24 protein-coding genes are annotated in these 17,348 nt (G+C 68.3%); 2 read left to right on the forward strand and 22 right to left on the reverse strand.

Features of this window, described 5'->3' with window-relative positions; genetic code table 11:
* Positions 1 to 6: 6 nt before the first annotated feature.
* The 17 genes from tatA to EV683_RS05410 all read right to left on the reverse strand — a co-directional run bounded on the left by tatA (position 7) and on the right by EV683_RS05410 (position 11,976).
* Positions 7 to 198: a Sec-independent protein translocase subunit TatA gene (tatA, locus tag EV683_RS05330; protein ID WP_066611204.1), complete on the reverse strand. Its 192-nt coding sequence runs from the start codon at positions 196 to 198 to the stop codon at positions 7 to 9.
* A 98-nt stretch (positions 199 to 296) separates the two neighbouring features.
* Positions 297 to 620, reverse strand: coding sequence for a histidine triad nucleotide-binding protein (locus EV683_RS05335; protein WP_066611202.1), 324 nt, complete (start codon positions 618 to 620; stop codon positions 297 to 299).
* Positions 621 to 635: 15 nt separating this feature from the next.
* Positions 636 to 962, reverse strand: a complete 327-nt coding sequence (locus tag EV683_RS05340) for a phosphoribosyl-ATP diphosphatase (protein WP_131862093.1) — start codon at positions 960 to 962, stop codon at positions 636 to 638.
* Between the two features lie 109 nt (positions 963 to 1,071).
* Positions 1,072 to 1,476, reverse strand: coding sequence for a phosphoribosyl-AMP cyclohydrolase (hisI, locus tag EV683_RS05345; protein WP_131862094.1), 405 nt, complete (start codon positions 1,474 to 1,476; stop codon positions 1,072 to 1,074).
* Positions 1,477 to 1,493: 17 nt separating this feature from the next.
* Positions 1,494 to 2,261 (reverse strand): imidazole glycerol phosphate synthase subunit HisF, encoded by a 768-nt coding sequence (hisF, locus tag EV683_RS05350; protein WP_066611199.1) that lies wholly within the window; start codon positions 2,259 to 2,261, stop codon positions 1,494 to 1,496.
* A gap of 72 nt (positions 2,262 to 2,333) precedes the next feature.
* A complete protein-coding gene (gene hisA, locus EV683_RS05355; RefSeq protein WP_066611198.1) occupies positions 2,334 to 3,077 on the reverse strand; it encodes a 1-(5-phosphoribosyl)-5-[(5-phosphoribosylamino)methylideneamino]imidazole-4-carboxamide isomerase in 744 nt (247 codons plus the stop codon).
* 21 nt (positions 3,078 to 3,098) lie between these two features.
* On the reverse strand, positions 3,099 to 3,740 hold the full coding sequence (gene hisH / locus EV683_RS05360) for an imidazole glycerol phosphate synthase subunit HisH (protein WP_131862095.1): 642 nt from the start codon (positions 3,738 to 3,740) through the stop codon (positions 3,099 to 3,101).
* On the reverse strand, positions 3,737 to 4,330 hold the full coding sequence (hisB, locus tag EV683_RS05365; RefSeq protein WP_131862096.1) for an imidazoleglycerol-phosphate dehydratase HisB: 594 nt from the start codon (positions 4,328 to 4,330) through the stop codon (positions 3,737 to 3,739). Before hisB ends, hisH begins: the two co-directional genes overlap by 4 nt.
* A gap of 4 nt (positions 4,331 to 4,334) precedes the next feature.
* Positions 4,335 to 5,402, reverse strand: a complete 1,068-nt coding sequence (gene hisC, locus EV683_RS05370; protein WP_131862097.1) for a histidinol-phosphate transaminase — start codon at positions 5,400 to 5,402, stop codon at positions 4,335 to 4,337.
* 134 nt (positions 5,403 to 5,536) lie between these two features.
* A complete protein-coding gene (hisD, locus tag EV683_RS05375; RefSeq protein ID WP_131862098.1) occupies positions 5,537 to 6,829 on the reverse strand; it encodes a histidinol dehydrogenase in 1,293 nt (430 codons plus the stop codon).
* A 30-nt stretch (positions 6,830 to 6,859) separates the two neighbouring features.
* Positions 6,860 to 7,501 (reverse strand): ATP phosphoribosyltransferase, encoded by a 642-nt coding sequence (gene hisG / locus EV683_RS05380; protein WP_131862099.1) that lies wholly within the window; start codon positions 7,499 to 7,501, stop codon positions 6,860 to 6,862.
* A gap of 25 nt (positions 7,502 to 7,526) precedes the next feature.
* Positions 7,527 to 8,279 carry a flagellar brake protein gene (locus EV683_RS05385; protein WP_243694722.1) on the reverse strand — a complete coding sequence of 251 codons (753 nt, stop codon included), beginning with the start codon at positions 8,277 to 8,279 and terminating at the stop codon, positions 7,527 to 7,529.
* A gap of 62 nt (positions 8,280 to 8,341) precedes the next feature.
* Entirely contained in the window at positions 8,342 to 8,926 is a 585-nt protein-coding gene (locus EV683_RS05390) for an SCO family protein (RefSeq protein WP_131862101.1), read from the reverse strand.
* Entirely contained in the window at positions 8,926 to 9,831 is a 906-nt protein-coding gene (locus tag EV683_RS05395; RefSeq protein WP_066611186.1) for a heme o synthase, read from the reverse strand. The genes EV683_RS05390 and EV683_RS05395 overlap by 1 nt, the downstream gene beginning before the upstream one ends.
* Complete coding sequence (locus EV683_RS05400; protein ID WP_131862102.1) at positions 9,828 to 10,829, reverse strand: COX15/CtaA family protein; 1,002 nt, start codon at positions 10,827 to 10,829, stop codon at positions 9,828 to 9,830. The genes EV683_RS05395 and EV683_RS05400 overlap by 4 nt, the downstream gene beginning before the upstream one ends.
* Before the next feature lie 27 nt (positions 10,830 to 10,856).
* Positions 10,857 to 11,357 carry a hypothetical protein gene (locus EV683_RS05405; protein WP_131862103.1) on the reverse strand — a complete coding sequence of 167 codons (501 nt, stop codon included), beginning with the start codon at positions 11,355 to 11,357 and terminating at the stop codon, positions 10,857 to 10,859.
* Entirely contained in the window at positions 11,344 to 11,976 is a 633-nt protein-coding gene (locus EV683_RS05410; RefSeq protein WP_165916791.1) for an SURF1 family protein, read from the reverse strand. Before EV683_RS05410 ends, EV683_RS05405 begins: the two co-directional genes overlap by 14 nt.
* A gap of 172 nt (positions 11,977 to 12,148) precedes the next feature.
* Between EV683_RS05410 and EV683_RS05415 the strand changes: the two genes are divergently transcribed.
* The gene (locus EV683_RS05415) at positions 12,149 to 12,346 is read left to right on the forward strand and encodes a DUF2909 family protein (RefSeq protein WP_066611180.1); all 198 of its coding nucleotides are present in this window, start codon (positions 12,149 to 12,151) and stop codon (positions 12,344 to 12,346) included.
* Here EV683_RS05415 and EV683_RS05420 read toward each other — a convergent pair.
* The 5 genes from EV683_RS05420 to coxB are packed head-to-tail and all read right to left on the reverse strand — an operon-like array spanning position 12,341 to position 16,765.
* Positions 12,341 to 13,195 carry a cytochrome c oxidase subunit 3 gene (locus tag EV683_RS05420; RefSeq protein WP_066611178.1) on the reverse strand — a complete coding sequence of 285 codons (855 nt, stop codon included), beginning with the start codon at positions 13,193 to 13,195 and terminating at the stop codon, positions 12,341 to 12,343. The genes EV683_RS05415 and EV683_RS05420 overlap by 6 nt on opposite strands.
* Before the next feature lie 51 nt (positions 13,196 to 13,246).
* Positions 13,247 to 13,429 (reverse strand): DUF2970 domain-containing protein, encoded by a 183-nt coding sequence (locus EV683_RS05425; RefSeq protein ID WP_066611175.1) that lies wholly within the window; start codon positions 13,427 to 13,429, stop codon positions 13,247 to 13,249.
* A 1-nt stretch (position 13,430) separates the two neighbouring features.
* The gene (locus EV683_RS05430; RefSeq protein ID WP_066611173.1) at positions 13,431 to 13,970 is read right to left on the reverse strand and encodes a cytochrome c oxidase assembly protein; all 540 of its coding nucleotides are present in this window, start codon (positions 13,968 to 13,970) and stop codon (positions 13,431 to 13,433) included.
* A 10-nt stretch (positions 13,971 to 13,980) separates the two neighbouring features.
* Positions 13,981 to 15,603, reverse strand: a complete 1,623-nt coding sequence (gene ctaD, locus EV683_RS05435) for a cytochrome c oxidase subunit I (RefSeq protein WP_066611171.1) — start codon at positions 15,601 to 15,603, stop codon at positions 13,981 to 13,983.
* Between the two features lie 43 nt (positions 15,604 to 15,646).
* Positions 15,647 to 16,765: a cytochrome c oxidase subunit II gene (gene coxB / locus EV683_RS05440; protein WP_131862105.1), complete on the reverse strand. Its 1,119-nt coding sequence runs from the start codon at positions 16,763 to 16,765 to the stop codon at positions 15,647 to 15,649.
* Positions 16,766 to 16,940: 175 nt separating this feature from the next.
* Here coxB and EV683_RS05445 point away from each other — a divergent pair, with 175 nt between their 5' ends.
* Complete coding sequence (locus EV683_RS05445) at positions 16,941 to 17,261, forward strand: hypothetical protein (RefSeq protein WP_131862106.1); 321 nt, start codon at positions 16,941 to 16,943, stop codon at positions 17,259 to 17,261.
* The last annotated feature ends 87 nt before the right edge of the window (positions 17,262 to 17,348 follow it).

The following is a 17,348-nucleotide window of genomic DNA, read 5'->3' on the forward strand; positions in this document are numbered from 1 at the left end:
GCGGTCTTACTTCTTGTCCGACTCGGCGTCGATCACGCGCGGGTCGGCGGGCTTCTCGTCGTCGCCCTTCATGCCTTCCTTGAAGCCCTTGACCGCGCCGCCCAGGTCCTGACCGATGTTGCGCAGCTTCTTGGTGCCGAAGATCAGCACCACCACCAGCAAGACGATCAGCCAGTGCGTCAGGCTGAAACTACCCATGATTCATTCCTCATCTCGTCGGGCGGGCGCGTCGCGCCCGTCCCGGTTTGCAGTCTTTTGACCAGGCCCGACGCGCGAAAGTGCGCCGGGGCGGCGCGTCACGGACGGTTGCCGAGCACGTGCAGGTGCAGGTGGAACACTTCCTGGCCGCCGGCGACGCCGGTGTGGATGCGGGTCTGGAAGCCGGCGCCGATGCCCTGCTCGCGCGCGAGTCTGGGCGCCAGCGCCAGCAGCCGGCCGAGCATCGCCTCGTGCTCGGGGCCGCAGTCGGCCAGCGAGGCGACGTGCGCCTTCGGGATGATCAGGAAGTGCACCTCGGCCTTGGGGCGGATGTCGTGGAAGGCGAGGAAGTCGTCGTCCTCGTACACCTTGTTCGCCGGGATCTCGCCCGCCGCGATCTTGCAGAACAGACAGTCGCTCATCGTCGTCTCCTTGCGTCAGCCCTGCGGCCGCGCGTTCTTCTCGTCGATGCCGGAGATGCCCTCGCGGCGCTTGAGCTCGGCCAGCACGTCCTCGGCGCGCAGGCCGTGCCAGGTCAGCAGCACCATGCTGTGGAACCACAGGTCGGCCACCTCGCGCACCAGGGGCAGCTTGTCGCCGTCCTTGGACGCCATCAGCACCTCGCCGGCCTCCTCGATCACCTTCTTGAGGATGGCGTCCTCGCCCTTGTTGAGCAGCGAGGCGACGTAGGAACTCTCCGGCGCCGCCTGGCGGCGGGCCTCGAGCGTGTCGCCCAGCGTCTTGATCAGAAGATCCGCGTCCATTTCGCTCCCTTTCGGCGGCGCCGGCCCCGCTTGTCGGGCTCGGCCAACGCCGTATTGTATGTCAGCAAATTTACCGCTTCGTAACGGCGTGCGACCGGCCGCGGCGCGCTCAGTGCCGGTGGCCGTGCGCGTAGATCGCGTCCGGGTCCTTGAGCACCGCGTCGGTGACCACCCAGCCGCCGTTCTCGAAGCGGCGGTAGAAGCAGCTCTCGCGGCCGGTGTGGCAGGCGATGCCACCGGCCTGCTCGATCTGCATCACGATCACGTCGCCGTCGCAGTCGAGGCGCAACTCCTTGACCGTCTGCAGGTGGCCGGACTCCTCGCCCTTCTTCCACAGCCTGTTGCGCGAGCGGCTCCAGTAATGGGCGACGCCGGTGTCGGCGGTCAGTCGCAGGCTCTCGCGGTTCATCCACGCGACCATCAGCACGCGCTGCGTGGCGGCGTCCTGCGCGATCGCGGTGACGAGGCCCTTGTCGTCCCACTTCACCTCGTCAAGCCAGTCGTTGTCGCTCATCTCGGCCAACCTTTCCGTCACAGTCTCACCTCGATGCCGGCGGCGCGCATCGCCTCCTTGGCCTCGCGCACGGTGTGCTCGCCGAAGTGGAAGATGCTGGCGGCCAGCACCGCGTCGGCGTGGCCCTCCTTGACGCCGTCGACCAGGTGCTGCAGCTTGCCGACGCCGCCCGAGGCGATCACCGGGATGTCGACCGCGTCGGACACCGCGCGCGTCAAGGGCAGGTTGAAGCCGATCTTGGTGCCGTCGCGGTCCATGCTGGTCAGCAGAATCTCGCCGGCGCCCAGCTCCTGCATCTTCTTGGCCCACTCGACCGCGTCGAGCCCGGTCGGCTTGCGGCCGCCGTGGGTGAAGATCTCCCAGCGGTCGTTCTCGGGCGTCACCGCCTTGGCGTCGATCGCGACGACGATGCACTGGCTGCCGAAGCGGTCGGCCGCGTCCTTGACCAGCTGCGGGTTGCTCACCGCGGCGGTGTTGATCGACACCTTGTCGGCGCCGGCGTTGAGCAAGCGGCGGATGTCGTCCACCTTGCGCACGCCGCCGCCGACGGTCAGCGGGATGAACACTTGCGAGGCGACCGATTCGATCACGGAGAGGATCAGGTCGCGGTCGTCGGAGCTGGCGGTGATGTCGAGGAAGGTCAGCTCGTCGGCGCCTTCGTCGTTGTAGCGGCGCGCGATGTCGACCGGGTCGCCGGCGTCGCGCAGCCCTTCGAAATTGACGCCCTTGACGACGCGACCGGCGGTCACGTCGAGACAGGGGATGATGCGTTTGGCCAGTGCCATAGACTTCTCTTCCTCAATAAGGCGCGGCTTGGCCGAGCCGCCACGGGCTCGGCCAAGCTCGCCCTCGCCGGCTCAGTCGGCCGACAGTTCGTCGGCCAGCGACTGCGCCTCGGCGAACTGGATGCTGCCTTCGTAGATCGCGCGGCCGGTGATCGCGCCCTCGATGCCCTCGTCCTCGACCGCGCACAGCGCGCGCACGTCGTCGAGGTTGCTCAGGCCGCCCGACGCGATCACCGGGATGGTCAGCGCCTGCGCCAGCTTGACGGTGGCGTCGATGTTGACGCCGTTCATCATGCCGTCGCGACCGATGTCGGTGTAGATCACCGACACGACGCCGTAGTCCTGGAAACGGCGGGCCATCTCGATCACGTTGTGGTTGGTGACCTTGGCCCAGCCGTCGATCGCGACCATGCCGTCCTTGGCGTCGAGGCCGACGATGACCTGGCCCGGAAACGCGTCGCACGCGTCGTGCAGGAAGCCGGGGTTCTTCACCGCGGCGGTGCCGATGATCACGTGCTTGAGACCCATGTCGAGGTATTTCTCGATCGTGTCCAGGTCGCGGATGCCGCCGCCGAGCTGCACCGGCATGTCGTCGCCGACCTCGGCGAGGATGTCGCGGATCACGGGCAGGTTCTTCGGCTTGCCGGCGAACGCGCCGTTCAGGTCGACCAGATGCAGGCGGCGCGCGCCCTGCTCGCGCCAGTGCAGCGCGACCTTGACCGGGTCGTCGGAGAATACGGTGGCGTCGTCCATCACGCCTTGCTTGAGGCGGACACATTGACCGTCTTTGAGGTCGATAGCGGGGATCAGCAGCATGGTGCGTTGCGTCGTAGAAGGTTAAACAGCGCCGTCCCAGGCGAGGAAGTTCTTCATCATCTGAAGACCCGCCAGGTGGCTCTTTTCGGTGTGGAACTGCGTGGCGAACACATTGTCGCGCCCGACGATGCAGGCGAAACGGTCCGGGTATTCGCTCTCGGCCAACGTCAGACTGGGGTCGGCCGGCGCGAAGCGGTAGCTGTGCACGAAGTAGAAGCGCTCGCCGTCTTCGATGCCGGCGAACAGCGGGTGCGGCCGGGTCTGGAACACGCGGTTCCAGCCCATGTGCGGCACCTTCAGGCGCTCGCCGTGCGCGTCGACGAGGCCACTCTGGAAACGGACGACGTTGCCGGCGAACAGGCCGAGGCCGGGCGTGTCGCCCTCCTCGCTGTGCTCGAACAAAAGCTGCGCGCCGACGCAGATGCCAAAGAAAGGCTTGGTCCGGGTCGCCTCGCGCACCGCGTCGCCGAGGCCGTAGCCGTTCAGCTCGCGCATGCAGTCGGGCATCGCGCCCTGACCGGGAAACACCACCTTGTCGGCCTTGACGATGGCGTCCGGGTCGCGCGACAGGAAAATGTCCGCGCCGACCTCGTTCACCGCCTCGATGGACTTGAGCACCGAGTGCAGGTTGCCCATGCCGTAGTCGATCACCGCGACTTTCATGCTGTCAGCGTCCCCTTGGTGGACGGCGTGACGCCGGCCATCCGTTCGTCGAACTCGACCGCCATCCTGAGCGCGCGGCCGAAGGCCTTGAACACCGTCTCGGCCTGGTGGTGGCTGTTCACGCCGCGCAGGTTGTCGATGTGCAGCGTCACCATGCTGTGGTTGACGAAGCCGTGGAAAAATTCGGAGAACAGGTCGACGTCGAAGCCGCCGATCGCCGCGCGGGTGAAGTCGATGTGGTACTGCAGCCCGGGGCGACCGGACAGGTCGATCACCACGCGCGACAGCGCCTCGTCGAGCGGCACGTAGGCGTGGCCGTAGCGGCGGATGCCCTTCTTGTCGCCGATCGCCTTGGCGAAGGCCTGGCCGAGCGTGATGCCGATATCCTCGACGGTGTGGTGCGCGTCGATGTGCAGGTCGCCACGGGCGACGATGTCGATGTCGATCAGGCCGTGGCGGGCGATCTGGTCGATCATGTGGTCGAGGAAGGGCACGCCGGTGTCGAAGTGGCTCTTGCCGGTGCCGTCGAGGTCGATCGACACGGTGATCTGGGTTTCCAGCGTGTTGCGGGTAACGGTAGCGGTGCGCATGGCTTCAGCTCAGTTGGGCGAGCGCGGCGAGGACCGCGTCGTTCTCTGCGGGGCTGCCGACGGTGAAGCGCAGGCAGTGCGAGAGCAGCGGGTGCGCGCCGTGCAGGTTCTTGATCAGGATGCCGGCGGCCTTGAGGCCGGCGAACAGCGCCGGCGCATCGGGTACGCGCACGGTGACGAAGTTCGCTTCCGACGGGAAGACGGTGAAGCCGGGGCGCGCGGCGAGCGCCTCGGCCAACCTGGCGCGCTCGGCGCGCAGGATGGTGGCCTGTTCGTCGAACACCGCGCGGTGTTCGAGCGCGAAGCGCGCCACCGCCTGGGTCAGCACGTTGACGTTGTACGGCGGGCGCACCTTGTCGAGCTCGCGCGCCCACGCCGGGGTCGTCGCCGCGTAGCCGAGGCGGATGCCGGCCAGGCCGATCTTCGACAGCGTGCGCATCACCAAGAGGTTGTCGCGGCGGCCGGCGTCGCTCATGAAGCTGTCGTCGGCGAAGGCCTGGTAGGCCTCGTCGATCACCACGAGGCCGGGCGCGGCGTCGATCAGCGCCTCGACCGTCTCGCGCGGGTAGCGGTTGCCGGTCGGGTTGTTCGGGTAGGCGATGAACAGCACCGCCGGCCGGTGCGCGTTGATCGCGGCGAGCGTCGCCGGCAGGTCGATGCCGAAATCGGCGGTCAGCGGCACGCCGACGTATTCGAGCCCGGACAGCAGCGCGTTCATCCGGTACATGACGAACGACGGCTCGAGCGCCATCAGCTTGGCGCCGGGGCGCGCCAGCGCCTGCGTGATCAGCGTGATCAGCTCGTCCGAGCCGTTGCCGAGCAAGACCTCGGCGGCGTCGGGAATCGCGTACGCGGCGCGGAGCGCCTCCTTGACGCCGCCGCCGAACGGGTCCGGGTAGCGGTTGATCGCCACCTCGGCCAAGGTGGCGGCCAGTTCGGCGTTCAGTTCGGCCGGCAGGCGGTAGGGATTCTCCATCGCGTCCAGCTTGATCAAGCCGGTCGCGTCGGCGACGTGATAGGCGCCGATCGCCAGGATTTCCGGGCGAACCAGCTGTTCTACGGACTGTTTCATCGCATCATCGTTGTCGGCCGAATCGGGCGTCGGGCCATCGCCGGGCGCGCGCGACACGCCGCGCCCCTGTCTATTGTCGAACAAACATCGTACCGCGTCCGCGTCCGCCCGGGCTAGTCGAGCGGCGCTCGGCGTCAGTCCTTCAGCCGCAGCTCGGCGCTACGGGCGTGGGCGGTCAGGCCCTCGCCGTGCGCCAGGAGGCTGGCGACGCGGCCGAGCGTCTGCGCGCCGGCCTCGGACACGCGGATCAGGCTGGTGCGCTTCTGGAAGTCGTACACGCCCAAGGGGCTCGCAAAGCGCGCGGTACGGCTGGTCGGCAGCACGTGGTTCGGGCCGGCGCAGTAGTCGCCGAGGCTCTCCGACGTGAAGCGGCCCATGAAGATCGCGCCGGCGTGGCGCAGTTTCGGCAGCCACGCCTCCGGCTCGGCGACCGACAGTTCGAGGTGTTCGGGTGCGATGTAGTTGGCGATTTCGCACGCTTCGTCGAGGTCCTTCACCGCGATCAGCGCGCCGCGGTTGGTCAGCGATGCCTCGATGATGTCGCGGCGCGGCATGGTCGGCAGCAGCTTGGCTATGCTCGCCGCGACCGCGTCGAGGTAGGCCTCGGACGGCGCCAGCAGGATCGCCTGCGCGATCTCGTCGTGCTCGGCCTGGCTGAACAGGTCCATCGCGATCCAGTCCGGATCGGTCTGGCCGTCGCAGACGACCAGGATCTCGGACGGGCCGGCGACCATGTCGATGCCGACCACGCCGAACACGCGGCGCTTGGCGGCGGCGACGTAGGCGTTGCCCGGACCGGTGATCTTGTCGACCTGCGGCACGGTCTCGGTGCCGTAGGCGAGCGCGGCCACCGCCTGCGCGCCGCCAGCGGTGAAAACCTTGTCGACGCCGGCGATATACGCCGCGGCGAGCACCAGGTCGTTCTTCTCGCCGTCCGGCGTCGGCACCACCATGATGATCTCGGCCACGCCGGCGACCTTGGCCGGCATCGCGTTCATCAGCACCGAGCTCGGGTAGGCGGCCTTGCCGCCGGGCACGTAGATGCCGACGCGGTCGAGCGCGGTCACCTGTTGGCCGAGCAGCGTGCCGTCCTCTTCCTGGTAGCTCCACGAGGAGGCCAGCTGGCGCTCGTGGTAGCGGCGCACGCGGGCGGCGGCGACCTCGAGCGCGTCGCGCACGGCCGCATCGAGCCGCGCGTGGGCGGCGGCCAGCTCGTCGCGCGACAGCGTCAGCGCGGCCATGTCCGGCGCGTTCATGCGGTCGAAGCGGTTGGTGTACTCGACGACGGCCGCGTCGCCGCGGGCCTTGACGTCGTCGCAGATCGCCGCGACGGCGGCGTCGACCGCCGGGTCCTGCGCGGTCTCGAAGGCCAGGAGCGCCTTCAGGCGCGCGTCGAAGTCGGCTTGCGAAGTGGAGAGGCGTTGCATGGGCGCGTTCCGCTTAATGATGAAATCTTGTCAGGCCGGCACGGCGCCGGCGAAGGCGTCCAGCACCGGCTGGATCGCCTGGTATTTGAGCTTGAGCGCAGCCTGGTTGACGACGAGGCGCGAGCTGATGTCGAGGATGTGCTCGACCGCGACCAGCTTGTTCGCCTTCAGCGTGCCGCCGGTCGACACCAGGTCGACGATCGCATCGGCGAGGCCGACCAGCGGCGCCAGCTCCATCGAGCCGTACAGCTTGATGATGTCGACGTGCACGCCCTTGCCGGCGAAGTGCTCGCGCGCGATCTGCGGGTACTTGGTGGCGACCTTCAGCCGCGCGCCGTGGCGCACCGCGTCGTCGTAGTCGAAGCCCTCGGGTACCGCGACCATCATCCTGCACTTGGCGATGTTGAGGTCGAGCGGCTGGTAGAGGCCGACGCCGCCGTGCTCGATCAGCACGTCGCGGCCGGCGATGCCGAGGTCGGCGGCGCCGTACTGCACGTAGGTCGGCACGTCGGAGGCGCGCACGATAACGAGGCGCACGTCGGGACGGTTGGTGCCGATGATCAGCTTGCGCGACGATTCCGGCGCCTCGGCCGGCACGATGCCGGCGGCGGCGAGCAGCGGAACGGTTTCTTCGAAGATACGCCCCTTGGAGAGCGCGATGGTGATGGTCATGGCGTCTTTAATCGTTTTCTTGCGGTCAACGCGACAGCGCGCGGCGCTCGCGTTCGAGCTGCGCCACGTAGCGTTGCACCAGGGTTTCCATCGCCGGCCGCGGGTCAAGGAAGTAGCAGCCGACGCGCTTGGCCTCGTTGCCGTTGCGCTGTTGCACCGTCAGGTGGTGCCGCACCTCGAGCGCCACGTCGAGCACGCCGACCCCCGGCAGCGCGATCTGGCAACGCGCGTAACGTTGGCCGAGCTCGAAGCCGGGCGCGTCGGCGGTGGGCAGCCACAGGGCGACGCCGCCGAGGCTGATGTCGTACAGCGCCAGCTCGACCGCGCCACCGGGAAAGTCGTCGATCCGGCACACGAGCGGATGGGCGACCGGCGTCTGGATACGGAAGTATTCGCGCCGCTGCAACTTGACCACCTGCTCGGGCAGGTCGACCGCGAAGGCTTGCCGCTCCTCGTGACGGACTTCGCGCGCGGCGCCGGTGACGAACTGGGTCTTGACCCCTTCCGGCGAGCAGACGAACACGTTGCGCTCGCTCTCGAGCAACTGGCGGTTGGTCTCGGGATTGCTGCCCCAGTCGAAAACCAGCACGCCGGCCTTGGCATCGACCTCGAGCAGACGCGTCAGGATGAAGGTCCGCCCCCGGTTGGAAAACACGGTCACCATCGGCCCGGCCTGGGCGATGGTTTTCAGATGATGGGCGATTTCTACCGGCGCGTTCAGGGTGTACCTCGACAGGTCGAGGCTGCCCGGCGCGGCGGGGCGGCTCGCTTCATTCACGATGCTGGCTTTCAGGGGGATGGGTGGCTCAACCCCGCTAGTGTAGCGTAAGCGCTCTCCGTTTAGCGCAAGAGCTGCCTAAGATCGTGGGCGATCGCGTCGGCCGGCGTGCCGTAGGGCACGTAAACGCGCAAGCGTCCGTCGCGGTCGAACAGGTAGGAGCCGGCGCTGTGGTCGACGGTGTAGTCGGCCCCAGCCCCCTGTTTTTGCGCGACGACCTTGAAGCGCTCGGTCACCGCGCGCACCTCGGCCGGCGTCCCGGTCAGGCCCAGAAAGCCCGGGTCGAAGTGCGGCACGTAGCGCGCCAGCACCGCCGGCGTGTCGCGCTCGGGGTCGACGGTCACGAACAGCACCTGCACCGCCGCGCCATCCCCGCCCAGCGCCTTCTGCGCCGCGGCGTACTCGGCCATCGTCGTCGGACACACGTCGGGGCAGTGCGTATAGCCGAAGAACAGCGCGACCGCCTTGCCCTTGAAGTCGGACAACGCGCGCCTCTTGCCCTGCTGGTCGGTCAGCGCGAAGTCGCCGCCGAGCTCGGCGCCGGTGATGTCGGTGCCCTTCAGCTCGAGCGGCGGCGCGGACGGCGAGCAGGCCCCCAGCGCGAGGGCGAAAAAGGCGGCACAAAGGACAGCGGTCAGGACACGCATCAGGCAAGCGGCAAGGGCAGATAATGGTCGACGAGCAGGGCGGCGAACAACCAGGTCAGGTACCAGATCGACCAAACGAAGGTGCGCCGCGCGAGCGGATCAGCATACTGGCGATGCAGACGGGCGGCAAGCCAGAGGAAGCGGGCGTTCAGCAGCAGCGCGGCGGCCAGGTAGACGGCGCCGGCGTGCGCCAGCGCCACCGGCAACAGGCTGACGCCGGCCAAAAGCCAGCTGTAGAGCAGCACCGACAGCGTGGTGAAACGCTCGCCGTGCGTGACCGGCAACATAGGCAGGCCGGCGCGCGCGTAATCGGCGCGGCGGTAGAGCGCCAGCGCCCAGAAGTGCGGCGGCGTCCAGGTGTAGATGATCAGGAACAGCACCAGCGCCGGCGCGCCGACCTCGCCGCTCACCGCCGCCCAGCCGAGGATGGGCGGCATCGCGCCGCTCGCGCCGCCGATCACGATGTTCTGCGGCGTGTTCGGCTTGAGCAGCAACGTGTAGACCAGCGCGTAGCCGACGAAGGTCGCCAACGTCAGCCAGGCGGTCAGCGCGTTCACGAAAACGAAGAGCAGCGCCATGCCCGCGCTGCCGGCCACGAGCGCCACCGACAGCGTCAGCGCGGCGCCGACCTCGCCACGCGCGGTTGCCCGGTGGGCGGTACGGCGCATCAGCGCGTCGGCGGTACGCTCGACCAGACAGTTGACCATCGCCGCCGCGCCGGCGACGAGCGCGATGCCGGCCGTCGCCGGCAGCAACAGCGACAGCGGCGGCAGGCTGGGGCTCGCCAGGCACATCCCGATCACCGCACAGAACACGATCAGCAGCACCACCTTGGGCTTGGCCAGCGGCCACAAGGCACGCCAGGCCGGCGCCCGCCCCGTTGCGTCGACGGTCACCACACTCATATCGCCTCCCTCTTCCACTTCCAGCCGAACCGGACGGACGCCGGCACGCTCCGCGTCGCGGCGAGCAGATGCACCGACAAAAGCAGCAGCAGCATCGCTCCCGCGTTGTGCGCCACCGCCAGCGGCAGCGGCAGTTGCAAGAGCACGTTGGCGACGCCGAGCCCGACCTGCACCGCCCAGACCAGCGTCAGCGCGGCCAGCCTCGCGCGCAACGCCGGCCAGCGCCAGCCCAGCACGACGACAATGGATAGCGCGAGCGACACCAGCACGGCGCCCAACCTATGCGCCCAGTGGATCGCGACCAGTTGCCCGATCTCCAGCGGCACGCCGCCGGCCGGCTCGCCGAAGCCGCGCAAGCCATGGAAGGCGCCGTCGAAACGCATCGAGGCAGGAACCAGTTCGCCGTTGCAGCTCGGGAAACCCTGACAGGCCAACGCGGCGTAGTGCGTCGACACCCAGCCACCCAGCGCGATCTGTGCGCCCACCGCGGCGAGCGCCAGCACCAAGAGTCGCCGGTACCACGGCGCGACGGCGACGCCGTCATCACCGCGCGATACGCACCAGGCGAGCGCGGCGACCAGCGCCATGCCGCCGACGAGGTGGGCGGTGACGATCGCCGGCTTCAGCAGCAGCGTGACGGTCCACATGCCGAGCAGGCCCTGGAACACGACCAAGGCCAGCAGGACCGACGCCGGCAGCCGGTCGCGACGCGTCGCGAAGGCGAGCAGCGTCGCGCACAGGATGACGAAACCGAGGCCCGCCGCCAGATAGCGGTGGATCATTTCCTTCCAGGCCTTGGCGTGGCTGACCGGCCCGTCGGGGTCGAGCGCCATCGCGCGCGCGATCTCCGCGGCGGCGGCGAGCGGTGTCGGCTTGCCATAGCAGCCGGGCCAGTCCGGACAGCCGAGCCCGGCGTCGGACAGCCGCACGTAGGCGCCAAGCGGCACCACGATCAAGGCCAGCGCCAGCGCCAGCCACAAGACGCGTCTTGCCTGCATCGCTCCCCCTTACCGGCTCGGCCAAGCTCAACCGAGCCCGTTGTTGGTCTTCAACAAGCGCGCGACTTCGCGGATCGCCGCCGTCGGCGCGACGCCGTCGCGGTAGAACATCACCTGGTTGCCGAGCGGGTCGACCAGGTAGACGCCCCCTTCCAGCGCCGCCGCCGCAGCGCCGCCGGCGACCCTCCTCACGCCCTCCAGCGCCGGGCCGCCCGGCTCGCCGACCAGGACGCGCTGCATCCGCGCCGCGGCCTCGCCCTGTGCCCGGTGCCACTGGCGGGCGGCGAACAGCCTCTCCTCGCAGCGGGCATCGCACGACACGCCGGCGACGACGGCCAGCACCCACTGCCCCTTCGGCCACGCCGGCGCGCCGGCGACAGCGAAGGGTTGCGTCGGCAGCAGCAGGCCGACCGTTTTGCCCGGCGCCGGCAGGCGAGCCTGATAGGCGACCCAGGAGCCGAGCACCGGACTTGCGCAGAACAGCGCCAGCAGCAGCAGCTTCAGACGTGCGAGATTACGCAGACTCATGACGGCGCCTCCCCAAAACGGCACACCCTACTACCAGACATAGTCCAATCAGCAGCCACTGCAACGCATACGCATAATGGCGGTCCGGCGAGAACGGCGGTCTTGTCGGGCGCGGCCGGAGCGGTCCGGGCGGGTTTTCGAGCGTCACCATGCCCGCGCGCAACGGCTGGCCCAGGCGCTCGGCCAAGCCCACCGGGTCGATCGCGTCGGTCAACCCCTCGTACGCAAGTCGCGCCCCGGGCAAGGTCAAACGCGCCGGCAGAGGCAGCCAGCGCCCGGTCGCTCCGTCGGGCAAGCCGAGTGCGCGACGCGACGCATGCTGGGGCTGCCAGCCCAGCTCAACCAGCAACGTCGAGCCATCGGCCAGCCGGAAGGCCTGGAACTGCCGCAAACCCGGTTCGCGCCCGAGCCAGGCGTTCGTCAACCAGAGTGCAGGCCCGACAGCCTGCCCTGCGACGGCAACGCGCCGGTAGTCGGGCTCGGCCGCCGGATCGGCGGGCAGCGCGCCGGCGGGCGCGTGCGAGGCGGCCTCGTAACGCGCCAACACCTCGGCGCGCGACTCGGCGCGCTGCCACTGCCAGAACGCGAGCAGGAAGGGCAGTACGGCGAGCAGCCACAACCAGGCGAGCGGGCGGCGCGGCGCGGCGCGAGGCGAGGCGGCGCGAGCCGGCTGCGCCGGCCTCGCCGGGCGGGAGACGCCCCGGCGTCGGGGCCGGGCCATGCGCAAGGGCTGCACCGCACGGGCGGGCGCCCTACACTGAAGCGACACCAAGGACGCGAAAGGTTGAACGATGCAGGCTTTGACCGGGTTGTTGCTGTTAGCCATCGTCATTACCCTGTTCTGGGGGCTGGCCGGCGTGATACGCGGCCGGCCCGGTTCGACGCGCGCCGTCAGGACGCTGACGCTGCGCGTCGGCCTGTCGCTCGGCCTGTTCGTCCTGCTGCTGGTCGGCATGCTGTCCGGCTGGTGGGCGCCGCACGCGCTATAGCCAGTAAACGAATACGAACAGCAGCAACCACACCACGTCGACGAAGTGCCAGTACCACGCCGCCGCCTCGAAGGCGAAGTGGTGCTCGGCGTCGAAATGCCCCTTGAGCACGCGCATCCACACCACGAACAGGATGACCGTACCGAGCAGCACATGCAGGCCGTGGAAGCCGGTCAGCATGTAGAAGGTCATGCCGTAAGCGCCCGAGGCGAAGGTCAGGTTCAGCTCGTGCAGTGCGTGCGCGTACTCCCAGCCCTGCATGACGAGAAACAAGGTGCCGAGCAGCACCGTCCCGCCCAGCCCCCAGGCCAGTTGGCCCCGTTTCCCCTTCACCAGCCCCCAGTGCGCGACCGTCACCGTCACGCCCGACGACAACAGGATCAGCGTATTGATCGCCGGCAGCCCCCAGGCCGACATCGCCTCGTAAGGCGCGGTGATCCCCGGCCCGGTCGACAACGGCCAGGCGGCCTCGAAGTCCGGGTAAAGCAGCTTGTGGCTGAAGTTGCCCAGTTCGGGCACGGAAATCACTCGGACGTAGAACAGCACGCCGAAGAAGGCGGCGAAGAACATCACCTCGGAAAAGATGAACCAGCCCATCGCCCAGCGGAAGGAGTGGTCTTCCTTGCCGTGGTAGCGGCCGGCGAGGCTCTCGCGGATCACGTCGCCGAACCAGCCGAACAGCATGTAGACGAGAATGCTCGCGCCGGTGACCAGCAGGCCGCCGCCGAGCGCGACGCCGTTGATCGCCAGCGCCGCGCCGAGCCCCAGGCAGAACAGCGCGATCGCGCCGACCAGCGGCCAGTACGACGGATCGGGTACGAAGTAGTGGGTTTGCCGCGTGCCTTCCATACGTCCCTCCTTGGCGCGTCGCGTGCCCGGCGTCGGACCGGGCGGCGCGGCTCAACTGATCCAGTTCACCAACAGCAGCAGGATGCCGACGAAGATCGCGACGGCGAACAAGGCGGCCGCGACGATCGCCAGCGGGCTCAGCTTCGCGTCCTCGCGCACCGCGGCGCCGCGCCGCACGCCGAACGCCGCCGATAACACCGCCTTGAGCGCCGGCCAGAAACCGATCCCGCCCATCTCAGGCTCCCTTGCCCGGCACGTCGAACACCGTGTACGACAGGGTGATTTCCCGTACCGCCTCGGGCAGGGCCGGATCGACGAAGAACACCACCGGGAAGCGGCGCCGCTCGCCCGGGGCGAAGGCCTGCTGCTTGAAGCAGAAGCAGTCGAGCTTCTTCACGTACTCGCCGGCCGCCGCCGGCAGGTAGCGCGGAATCGCCTGGCCGACCACCTCGCGCGCGCCGGCGTTGACGATCTCATACTCGACCTTGACGAACTCGCCCGGCCGGGCGCGCAGCTGGCCGGTCAGCGGCCGCACCTGCCACGGCAGGCCGGCCTGCACCGTAGCGTCGAAGGTCAGCAGCACTTCGGCCGCCGCCGCACCCCGCGCCGCCTTTCCGACCGCGTCGGCGCGCTGCAACTGGTTGATCCCGGTCACCTCGCAGATCACGCGGTAGATCGGGATCAACCCCCAGGCGAAACCGAACATCAACAGCGCGATCAGCGCGAGCTTCTTCAGCAGCGCCAGGTTGGCCGAGCGTCTCGTATCGGCGCGCATATTTCCTCTCCTAGTGGTGCACCCCGCCCTTCATGCCGCGGATCGCGCCGTTTTCGCCAACTTCCAGCTCGGGTGCCTCGACGAAACTGTGATAAGGCGCCGGCGACGGCAGCTGCCACTCGAGCGTGTCGGCACCCTCCCACGGCTTGGCCGGCGCCGGGTCGCCGCGCCGGAGGCTCCACAGGATGTTGTAGAGAAAGATCAGTTGGCCGAGGCCGAAGCAGAAGGCGCCGACGCTGGCGATCTCGTTGAACGAGGTGAACTGCAGCGCGTAGTCGGGAATGCGGCGCGGCATGCCGGCAAGACCGAGGAAATGCATCGGGAAGAAGGTGACGTTGAACCACACCAGCGACCACCAGAAGTGCAGCTTGCCGAGCCGCTCGCTGTACATGCGCCCGCTCATCTTCGGAAACCAGTAGTAAACGGCGGCGAACAGGCTGAACAGCGCGCCGGCGACCAGCACGTAGTGGAAATGGGCGACGACGTAGTAGCTGTCCTGCAGCTGGATGTCGACCGCCGCGACGCTCAGCGTCACGCCGGACAGGCCGCCGACGGTGAACAGGCAGACGAAGCCGATCGCGAACAGCATCGGCGTCTCGAAACTGATGCTGCCCTGCCACAGCGTCGCGATCCAGTTGAATACCTTCACGCCGGTCGGCACCGCGATCAGCATCGTCGCGTACATGAAGAACAACTGCGCGGTCGCCGGCATGCCGGTGGTGAACATGTGGTGGGCCCAGACCATGAACGACAAGAGCGCGATCGAGCTGGTCGCGTACACCATCGACGCGTAGCCGAACAGCGGCTTGCGCGCGAAGGTCGGCAGGATGTGGCTGACGATGCCGAAGGCCGGCAAGGCCATGATGTAGACCTCGGGATGGCCGAAGAACCAGAACACGTGCTGGTAGAGCACCGGATCGCCGCCGCCGGCGGCGTTGAAGAAGTGGGTGCCGAAGTGGCGGTCGGTCAGCACCATGGTCACCACGCCGGCGAGCACCGGCATCACCGCGATGATCAGGTAGGCGGTGATCAGGCTGGCCCACGCGAACATCGGCATCTTCATCAGCGTCATGCCCGGCGCGCGCAGGTTCAGGATGGTGACGATGATGTTGATCGAGCCCATGATCGAGCTGATGCCCATGATGTGGATCGCGAAGATGGTCAGGTCCATGCCCATGCCCATCTGGGTGGACAGGGGCGCGTACAGCGTCCAGCCCGCCGACGCCGCGCCGCCCGGCACCGCGAAGGAGACGATCAGCAGCAGCGCCGCCGGCGGCAGCAGCCAGAAGCTCCAGTTGTTCATCCGCGCGAACGCCATGTCCGGCGCGCCTATCATCAGCGGCAACAGCCAGTTCGCCATCCCGGTGAAGGCCGGCATGATCGCGCCGAACACCATGATCAGCCCGTGCAGCGTGGTCAGCTGGTTGAACAGGTCAGGCTGCCAGAACTGCAGGCCGGGCTGGAACAGCTCGGCGCGGATGCCCAGCGCCATTACGCCGCCGGTCAGGAACATGGTGAACGAGAACCACAGGTAGAGCGTGCCGATGTCCTTGTGGTTGGTCGCGGCCAGCCAGCGGGACCAGCCGCGCGGACGCGCGTGGTGGCCTTGTTCGGTATCGGTAACGACTGCCATAGACACTCCTCGAAACCGGGTTGCGTTTGGGTCGGGGCGCCGCCTAGCCCTTGCCGCCGCGCGCGGCGCGGATGTCCTTGGGCTGCACCAGCTGGCCGGTGTTGTTGCCCCAGGCGTTGCGCTCGTAGGTAATGATGGCGGCCAGGTCGGTGTCGGACAGTTGCGGCCCCCAGGCAGCCATCGCCGGATTCTTCTTGCTGCCATGCAGCACGATATCGATGTGCGCGGCGAGGTCGCCGGTCACCATAGGCGTGCCGACCAGACTCGGGAAGGCGCCGGGAATGCCCTTGCCGTTCGCCTGGTGACAGGCGACGCAATTCTGCAGGTAGGCCTTCTCGCCGCGCGCCATCAGGTCGGCCAAGCTCCAGACCTTGTCCGGATCGCCGGCGCCGGCCGCGGCGGCGGCCTTCTTCGCGGCCAGCCACTGCTCGTAGTCGGCCGGCGCGCGCGCGTCGACGACGATGGGCATGAAGCCGTGGTCCTTGCCGCACAGTTCGGCGCACTGGCCACGGTAGATGCCGGGCTGGTCGACCTTGAACCAGGTGTCGCGCACGAAGCCGGGGATCGCGTCCTGCTTGATGCCGAGCGCCGGCACCCACCAGGCGTGGATCACGTCGTTGGCGGTCAGCAGCAGCCTCACCTTCTTGCCGGTCGGCACGACGAGCGGCTCGTCTACTTCGAGCAGATAGTGGTCGCCCTTGGCCGAGCCGTTCTCGATCGCGGTTCTGGGCGTCGCCAGGTGGCTCATGAAGCCGACCTTCTCGTCGAGATAGTCGTAGCGCCACTTCCACTGGTAGCCGGTAACCTTGATGGTCATGTCCTCGCCGCGCGTGCTTTTCTGGTCGAGAATCACGCGGGTCGCCGGCCAGGCCATGCCGACCAGGATCAGGAAGGGAATCACCGTCCAGATCACTTCGACGGTGGTGTTCTCGTGAAACAGCCGCGCCTTGTGGCCCGCGGCCTTGCGGTGCCGGAACAGCGAATAGAACATGACCGCGAACACGACGACGAAGATCGCGGCGGTGATGACGAGGAGCAAGGTGTGCAGGTCGTAGACGTCGCGCGCGATCTCGGTGACCGGCGCAGGCAGGTTCAGCTGCACCGCGTGAGCGCCGGTCGACGCGACGGTCAGCCCCACCATGAATGCGCGTAGCAAAGACATGGACGTTCCCCGCTTTGTGACGGGCCCAGACGGGCCCAACCGGATCGACGGACTACCCGTTCATGACATCGTTAATGACGACGGGCTGTTCTGATACTAGGCTTTAAGCTCGATAAAACAAGCGCAGAACGATTTGCACCGCAGCATCGCCGACCGCCCCGCCATGGAGACCGCCATGCCACGCATCCCTTCCCTCGCCCTGTGCGGCAGCCTCGTCCTGCTGGGCGGCTGCGCCACGATGATGTCGTCGACCGTCGCCAAGAACGCCGGCGCCTACGGCGCGCAATGGTTCGAACAGGCAGGCTACCCGCTCGCCGGGCCGCTGCAGTGCCAGGTGCTCGAAGCGACGGCCGGGACCGTCAACTGCAGCGGCACCACGCGCAGCGGCGAAGCCGCGGTGATGAGCGGCGACGTCAACGCGCCGGCTGGCACCGGCAACCCGCTGCTCGGCTCGGTGGGCGGCCGCGAGGTCTTCCGGGTCCGCGCGCCGCAATAGCACGGACCGACGGCTCGGCCAACCCCGAGTTCAGCTTCATGCAACAGCGCGGAAACGAAAAACGGCACCCGTCGGGGTGCCGTTGCT

Origin of the sequence: Crenobacter luteus (genome assembly GCF_004345725.1) — a bacterium.
Taxonomy (GTDB): domain Bacteria; phylum Pseudomonadota; class Gammaproteobacteria; order Burkholderiales; family Chromobacteriaceae; genus Crenobacter; species Crenobacter luteus.

Excerpts from the sequence above, each read along its gene's own strand:
- hisI (WP_131862094.1), bottom strand. The coding sequence starts at position 1,476 with ATGAGCGACAACGACTGGCTTGACGAGGTGAAGTGGGACGACAAGGGC.
- hisG (WP_131862099.1), bottom strand. The coding sequence starts at position 7,501 with ATGACCATCACCATCGCGCTCTCCAAGGGGCGTATCTTCGAAGAAACC.
- EV683_RS05445 (WP_131862106.1), top strand. The coding sequence starts at position 16,941 with ATGCCACGCATCCCTTCCCTCGCCCTGTGCGGCAGCCTCGTCCTGCTG.
- hisA (WP_066611198.1), bottom strand. The coding sequence starts at position 3,077 with ATGCTGCTGATCCCCGCTATCGACCTCAAAGACGGTCAATGTGTCCGC.
- hisD (WP_131862098.1), bottom strand. The coding sequence starts at position 6,829 with ATGCAACGCCTCTCCACTTCGCAAGCCGACTTCGACGCGCGCCTGAAG.
- EV683_RS05395 (WP_066611186.1), bottom strand. The coding sequence starts at position 9,831 with ATGAGTGTGGTGACCGTCGACGCAACGGGGCGGGCGCCGGCCTGGCGT.
- tatA (WP_066611204.1), bottom strand. The coding sequence starts at position 198 with ATGGGTAGTTTCAGCCTGACGCACTGGCTGATCGTCTTGCTGGTGGTG.
- EV683_RS05390 (WP_131862101.1), bottom strand. The coding sequence starts at position 8,926 with ATGCGTGTCCTGACCGCTGTCCTTTGTGCCGCCTTTTTCGCCCTCGCG.
- hisC (WP_131862097.1), bottom strand. The coding sequence starts at position 5,402 with ATGAAACAGTCCGTAGAACAGCTGGTTCGCCCGGAAATCCTGGCGATC.
- EV683_RS05425 (WP_066611175.1), bottom strand. The coding sequence starts at position 13,429 with ATGGGCGGGATCGGTTTCTGGCCGGCGCTCAAGGCGGTGTTATCGGCG.
- hisF (WP_066611199.1), bottom strand. The coding sequence starts at position 2,261 with ATGGCACTGGCCAAACGCATCATCCCCTGTCTCGACGTGACCGCCGGT.
- ctaD (WP_066611171.1), bottom strand. The coding sequence starts at position 15,603 with ATGGCAGTCGTTACCGATACCGAACAAGGCCACCACGCGCGTCCGCGC.
- EV683_RS05420 (WP_066611178.1), bottom strand. The coding sequence starts at position 13,195 with ATGGAAGGCACGCGGCAAACCCACTACTTCGTACCCGATCCGTCGTAC.
- EV683_RS05335 (WP_066611202.1), bottom strand. The coding sequence starts at position 620 with ATGAGCGACTGTCTGTTCTGCAAGATCGCGGCGGGCGAGATCCCGGCG.
- EV683_RS05430 (WP_066611173.1), bottom strand. The coding sequence starts at position 13,970 with ATGCGCGCCGATACGAGACGCTCGGCCAACCTGGCGCTGCTGAAGAAG.
- EV683_RS05405 (WP_131862103.1), bottom strand. The coding sequence starts at position 11,357 with ATGAGTCTGCGTAATCTCGCACGTCTGAAGCTGCTGCTGCTGGCGCTG.
- EV683_RS05400 (WP_131862102.1), bottom strand. The coding sequence starts at position 10,829 with ATGCAGGCAAGACGCGTCTTGTGGCTGGCGCTGGCGCTGGCCTTGATC.
- EV683_RS05415 (WP_066611180.1), top strand. The coding sequence starts at position 12,149 with ATGCAGGCTTTGACCGGGTTGTTGCTGTTAGCCATCGTCATTACCCTG.
- EV683_RS05340 (WP_131862093.1), bottom strand. The coding sequence starts at position 962 with ATGGACGCGGATCTTCTGATCAAGACGCTGGGCGACACGCTCGAGGCC.
- coxB (WP_131862105.1), bottom strand. The coding sequence starts at position 16,765 with ATGTCTTTGCTACGCGCATTCATGGTGGGGCTGACCGTCGCGTCGACC.
- hisB (WP_131862096.1), bottom strand. The coding sequence starts at position 4,330 with ATGCGCACCGCTACCGTTACCCGCAACACGCTGGAAACCCAGATCACC.
- hisH (WP_131862095.1), bottom strand. The coding sequence starts at position 3,740 with ATGAAAGTCGCGGTGATCGACTACGGCATGGGCAACCTGCACTCGGTG.